This is a genomic window from Streptomyces solincola, assembly GCF_002982015.1.
GTDB classification, from domain to species: Bacteria; Actinomycetota; Actinomycetes; order Streptomycetales; family Streptomycetaceae; genus Streptomyces; species Streptomyces solincola.
In genome coordinates this window covers 1-6,008 of record NZ_PVLV01000244.1, presented here as the reverse complement: position 1 = coordinate 6,008, position 6,008 = coordinate 1, and the positions used below count along the sequence as shown (strand labels likewise).

General features: G+C 74.9%; 5 protein-coding genes. All 5 read left to right on the top strand.

What is annotated here, in order from left to right; translation table 11 throughout:
• Positions 1-129: 129 nt before the first annotated feature.
• Complete coding sequence (locus C6N75_RS16780) at positions 130-1,707, top strand: DAK2 domain-containing protein (RefSeq protein WP_105869718.1); 1,578 nt, start codon at positions 130-132, stop codon at positions 1,705-1,707.
• A gap of 28 nt (positions 1,708-1,735) precedes the next feature.
• Positions 1,736-3,952: an ATP-dependent DNA helicase RecG gene (gene recG, locus C6N75_RS16775; protein ID WP_105869717.1), complete on the top strand. Its 2,217-nt coding sequence runs from the start codon at positions 1,736-1,738 to the stop codon at positions 3,950-3,952.
• A 118-nt stretch (positions 3,953-4,070) separates the two neighbouring features.
• Entirely contained in the window at positions 4,071-4,685 is a 615-nt protein-coding gene (rsmD, locus tag C6N75_RS16770; RefSeq protein WP_105869716.1) for a 16S rRNA (guanine(966)-N(2))-methyltransferase RsmD, read from the top strand.
• A 26-nt stretch (positions 4,686-4,711) separates the two neighbouring features.
• Entirely contained in the window at positions 4,712-5,200 is a 489-nt protein-coding gene (gene coaD, locus C6N75_RS16765; RefSeq protein ID WP_181160500.1) for a pantetheine-phosphate adenylyltransferase, read from the top strand.
• 96 nt (positions 5,201-5,296) lie between these two features.
• Positions 5,297-6,008 (top strand): ATP synthase F0 subunit B (locus C6N75_RS16760; RefSeq protein WP_105869714.1); only part of this gene is annotated, 712 nt, incomplete at its 3' end.

The following is a 6,008-nucleotide window of genomic DNA, read 5'->3' as shown; positions in this document are numbered from 1 at the left end:
AAATGTGTAGACGAGCCAGGAGAAACGGGCTGCTCGGCAGCGTAGCCCGCGGTCCGGACCCCCGGCCGGCGGCCCGGACCGCGGGCTACGCTGCCGAGCAGCCCGTTCCGCCCCAAGGAGGACCACCCGGTGCCGCACACGCTCGACTCCGCCGCGGTACGTCGCTGGTGCTCGCTGACGCTGGAGGCGCTGGGCCGGGAGCGGGAGGAGATCGACGCGATCAACGTCTACCCGGTCGCGGACGGGGACACCGGCACCAACCTCTACCTGACCGCCGAGTCCGCGCGGGAGGCCGTCGAGGCGGCCGCCGGCGCCGGCTTCGGGGAGACCGTGCGGGCCATGGCCCACGGGGCGTTGATCGGCGCGCGCGGGAACTCCGGAACCATCCTCGCGCAGTTGCTGCGGGGCATGGCCGGCGTGCTGGCCGCCGCGGCCGGCGAGGAGTGCTCGGGCGAGCTGCTGGCCCGGGGCCTGGCGGAGGCCGCGCGCGAGGCCCGCCGGGCCGTCGCCCACCCCGTCGAGGGCACCATCCTCACCGTCGCCTCGGCCGCCGCGCGCGCCTGCGAGAAGGCGCGGGGCGAGAACCCGGCGGCGGTGGCGCGCACGGCGTACGAGGGGGCCCGCGCCGCCCTGGAGGCGACCCCCGGGCAGTTGGCCGCCCTGGAGCGGGCCGGAGTGGTGGACGCGGGCGGACGCGGCCTGGTGGCGGTGCTGGGGGCCCTGGTGGAGGCGCTGACCGGGGCGGCCCCGGCCCGGCCGGTGCGGGCGGCCCGGCCCCTGGTGGTCGAGGAGTGCGCGGCCGGCGGCCCGGCGTTCGAGGTGATCTACCTGCTGGAGGCCGAGGACGCGGCGGTGGACCGGTTGCGCGAGACGCTGGACGCCCTCGGGGACTCGCTGGTGGTGGTCGGCGGCGACGGCCTGTGGAACGTCCACGTCCACGTGGACGACGCGGGCGCGGCCGTGGAGGCCGGCGTCGAGGCGGGCCGGCCCTACCGGATCCGGATCACCCACTTCGACGTGGCGCGGGGCCCCGCGCCGCAGCGCGCCCAGCGGGCCGTGGTGGCGGTGCTGCCGGGCAAGGGCCTGGCCGCGCTGTACGCGGAGGCCGGGGCGACGACACTGCTGGTCGGGCCCGGGCAGCAGCCTGCCGGCGGGCAACTGGCGGAGGCCATCCGCCGGGCGCACGCCCACGAGGTCGTGTTGCTGCCCAACGCGGTGGAGCTGCGGCACACCGCGGCGGCCGCCGCCGAGCAGGTGCGCGCCGAGGGGGTGCGGGTGGCGCTCATCCCGACCCGCTCCGCGGTCCAGGGCATCGCCGCGCTCGCCGTGCACGAGCCGGAGCGCCGCTTCGACGAGGACGTGGTCGCCATGACCACCGCGGCCGGCGCCACCCGCTACGGGGAACTGGCCGTCGCCGAGCGGCAGTCCTTCACCTCGGCCGGCGTCTGCCAGGCCGGGGACGTGCTCGGGTTGATCGACGGGGACGTGGCCGTGATCGGGCAGGAGGTCGCCGACACCGCCCGCAGGACGCTGGACCGGATGCTGTCGCCGGGCGGCGAACTGGTCACCCTGGTCGTCGCCGACGACGCCCCCGAGGGCCTGGCCGACCGCCTGGAGGCGCACGTCCGCGAGGCCCACCTCGCCGTCGACACCGTCGTCTACCCGGGCGGCCCCCAGGCCCCGCTGCTGCTCATCGGGGTGGAGTAGAGGGCCGTTGTCGGTCCCGTGGTGTGCAATGGATGGCGTGTCCGGACTCGACGAACCCCTGAAGAAGTCGCTGGGCCCCGCCACCGCGAAGGTGATGGCCGAGGCGCTCGACCTGCACACCGTCGGCGACCTGCTGCACCACTACCCGCGCCGGTACGCCGAGCGCGGTGAGCTGACCACGCTCGCCGACCTGCCGCTGGACGAGCACGTCACCGTGGTCGCCCGGGTCGCCGACGCCCGGGTGCACACCTTCAACGGGCCGCGCGGCCGCGGGCAGCGGCTGGAGGTGACGATCACCGACGGCAGCGGGCGGCTGCAACTGGTGTTCTTCGGCAAGGGCGTGCACAAGCCGCACAAGGACCTGCTGCCGGGCACCCGGGCGATGTTCGCCGGCAAGGTGTCCGTCTTCAACCGGCGCACCCAGCTCGCCCATCCCGCCTACGAGCTGCTGCGCGGCACGGACGAGGAGGACGGGCCCGGCGGGGCCGCGGTGGACGCCTGGGCCGGGGCGCTGATCCCGATCTACCCGGCCACCACCAAGCTGGAGTCCTGGAAGATCGCCCGCGCCGTGGACGCGGTGCTGCCGCACGCGGTCGACGCGGTCGACCCGCTGCCGCCCGCGCTGCGCGAGGGCCGCGGGCTCGCCGAGCTGCCGGACGCCCTGCGCATGATCCACCGGCCGCGCACCAAGGCGGACGTCCTGGACGCCCGGGAGCGCCTCAAGTGGGACGAGGCGTTCGTCCTCCAGGTGGCGCTGGCCCGCCGCCGGCACGCCGACACCCAACTGGCGGCCGTGCCCCGCGTGCCCGCCCCGGACGGGCTGCTGGACGCCTTCGACGCCAAGCTGCCGTTCACCCTCACCGAAGGGCAGCTCAAGGTCTCGGCCGAGATCTTCGGCGACCTGGCCCGGGAGCACCCCATGCACCGGCTGCTCCAGGGCGAGGTCGGCTCCGGCAAGACCATGGTCGCGCTGCGGGCCATGCTCGCCGTGGTGGACGCCGGCGGGCAGGCCGCGATGCTCGCCCCCACCGAGGTGCTGGCCCAGCAGCACCACCGCTCGATCGTCGAGATGATGGGGGAGCTGGCCGAGGGAGGGATGCTCGGCGGCTCGGAGCGGGCCACCAAGGTGGTGCTGCTCACCGGCTCCATGGGCGCCGCCGCCCGCCGCCACGCCCTGCTGGACCTGGTCACCGGCGAGGCCGGGATCGTCATCGGCACCCACGCCCTCATCGAGGACAAGGTGCGGTTCCACGACCTGGGCCTGGTGGTCGTGGACGAGCAGCACCGCTTCGGCGTGGAGCAGCGCGACGCCCTGCGCGGCAAGGGCAAGCAGCCGCCGCACCTGCTGGTGATGACCGCCACCCCCATCCCGCGCACGGTCGCCATGACCGTCTTCGGCGACCTGGAGACCTCGGTGCTGGACCAGTTGCCGGCCGGGCGCTCCCCGATCGCCAGCCATGTGGTGCCCTCCGCCGACAAGCCGCACTTCCTGGCCCGCGCCTGGGAGCGGGTGCGCGAGGAGGTGGAGAACGGCCACCAGGCGTACGTGGTCTGCCCCCGGATCGGGGACGACGAGGACGAGAAGAAGAACGCCAAGAAGGGCGGCGCGGCAGGGGAGGACGGCGACAAGCGGCCCCCGCTGGCGGTGCTGGAGGTGGCCGAGCAGTTGGCGAAGGGCCCGCTCGCCGGGGTGCGGGTGGAGATCCTGCACGGCCGGATGGCCCCGGACGACAAGGACGCCGTGATGCGCCGGTTCGCCGCCGGCGAGGCCGACGTGCTGGTGGCCACCACCGTCATCGAGGTCGGCGTCAACGTCCCCAACGCCACCGCCATGGTGATCATGGACGCGGACCGGTTCGGCGTCTCCCAGCTGCACCAGCTCCGCGGCCGCGTCGGCCGGGGCTCCGCGCCCGGGCTCTGCCTGCTGGTCACCGACGCCCCCGAGGCGAGCCCCGCCCGGGGACGGCTCTCCGCCGTCGCCGCCACCCTGGACGGCTTCGAGCTGTCCCGGATCGACCTGGAGCAGCGCCGGGAGGGCGATGTGCTCGGCCAGGCCCAGTCCGGGGTCCGCTCCAGCCTGCGGGTCCTCGCCGTCATCGAGGACGAGGAGGTCATCGCCGCCGCCCGCGAGGAGGCCGCCGCCGTGGTCGCCGCCGACCCCGAGCTGGCGCACCTGCCCGAGCTGCGCACCGCCCTGGCCGCCCTGCTGGACAAGGAGCGCGCCGAGTACCTCGACAAGGGGTGACCGGCGCCGGACCGCGGCCGCGGGCCGGCCCGGCGGGAGACCGGCACCGGCCCCGTATCGTGGGAAGGGCCCGTGTGGAGACCGGCAGACGCCGACGACGTGGACGGAAGAACAGCAGATGACCCGCGTGATCGCCGGGACGGCCGGCGGACGCCGCCTCGCCGTGCCGCCCGGCAACGGCACCCGCCCCACCTCCGACCGCGCCCGCGAGGGGCTGTTCTCCACGTGGGAGGCGTTCCTCGGCGCCCTGGACGGGGCGCGGGTCGCCGACCTGTACGCCGGCTCCGGCGCGGTCGGCCTGGAGGCGCTCTCCCGCGGGGCCGCGCACGCGCTGCTGGTGGAGGCCGACCAGCGGGCCGCCCGCACGCTGAAGGAGAACGTCCGCGCGCTCGGGCTGCCCGGCGCCGAGGTGCGCACCGGCAAGGCCGAGCAGGTGGTGACCGGCCCGGCGCCCGGCCGGCCGTACGACGTGGTCTTCCTGGACCCGCCCTACGCCGTCCCGGACGCCGATCTCCGGGAGATCCTGATCACACTGCGGCGGGGCGGCTGGCTGGCCGAGGACGCCCTGGTCACCGTGGAGCGCGGCACCAGGGGCGGCGAGTTCGGCTGGCCGGAGGGCGTCGAACCGCTGCGGTCCCGCCGCTACGGCGAGGGCACGCTTTGGTACGGTCGCGCCGCCTTCCCCGAGGAATCCTCCCGCGGGGATTCCGTCCCCGAGGAGAACGCACCATGACCGGACCCGAGAGCGAGGGACTTCCGTTGCGCCGCGCCGTCTGTCCGGGGTCGTTCGACCCCATCACCAACGGACACCTCGACATCATCGCCCGCGCCGCCCGGCTGTACGACGTGGTGCACGTCGCGGTGATGATCAACCAGTCCAAGCAGGGCCTGTTCACCGTCGAGGAGCGGATGGAGCTGATCCGCCAGGTCACCGCCGAGTACGACAACGTCCGGGTGGAGTCCCACCACGGGCTGCTGGTCGACTTCTGCCGGGAGCGCGAGATCCCGGCCATCGTCAAGGGCCTGCGCGCGGTCAGCGACTTCGACTACGAGCTTCAGATGGCCCAGATGAACAACGGGCTCTCCGGCGTCGAGACGCTGTTCGTGCCCACCAACCCCACCTACAGCTTCCTGTCCTCCTCACTGGTGAAGGAGGTCGCCGCCTGGGGCGGCGACGTCTCCCACCTGCTGCCGCCGCTGGTGCACGACGCTCTGGTCAAGCGGCTGGCCGAGCGCCGGCAGGGCTGACGGGCCGTCATCCGCTGTCCCGGCCCGCCCGCCGGGCCGTACAGTCGTCCTTCGAAACCTCTCCATCCCGGCCCGCACGAATGGGAAGAGCACACGGTGGACGTGCACAAGAAGCTCGACGAGATCGTCGGTACGGTCCAGGGCGCCCGCTCCATGCCCATGTCGGCCTCGTGCGTGGTCAACCGCGCCGAACTGCTCGCCCTGCTCGGTGAACTGCGCGACGCCCTGCCCGGCTCGCTGGCCCAGGCCCAGGAGCTGATCGGCGACCGCGACCAGATGGTCGAGCAGGCCCGCGCCGAGGCGGAGCGGATCATCGGCCAGGCGCACGCCGAGCGCGGCGCGCTGGTCTCCGGCACCGAGGTCGCCCAGCGCTCGCAGGCCGAGGCCGACCGCATCCTGGCCGAGGCCCGCCAGGAGGCCGAGGAGATCCGCGCCGAGGCCGACGACTACGTCGACTCCAAGCTCGCCAACTTCGAGGTCGTCCTCACCAAGACCATCGGCTCCGTCGACCGCGGCCGCGAGAAGCTGCTGGGCCGCGGCCCCGGACTGGACGAGCGGGGCCACGGCGACCAGGACGCCCCCGAGTACAGCGCCGACCCGGCCACCCTGATCGGCCGCGCCGACGCCTACGTGGACACCAAGCTCGGAGCGTTCGAGGCGGTGCTCTCCAAGACCCTGGAGGCGGTCGGCCGGGGCCGGCAGAAGCTGCACGGCCGGATCGCCAGCGACGAGCTGGGCGCGCACATGGCCGCCCAGGACGCCGCCGGCGGCCGCACCCACACCAGCGACGCCGACTACCTGGCCGGCC

Bases quoted from the DNA above. Each gene is read 5' to 3' on its own strand.
- rsmD (WP_105869716.1), top strand. From the start codon at position 4,071: ATGACCCGCGTGATCGCCGGGACGGCCGGCGGACGCCGCCTCGCCGTG.
- recG (WP_105869717.1), top strand. From the start codon at position 1,736: ATGGATGGCGTGTCCGGACTCGACGAACCCCTGAAGAAGTCGCTGGGC.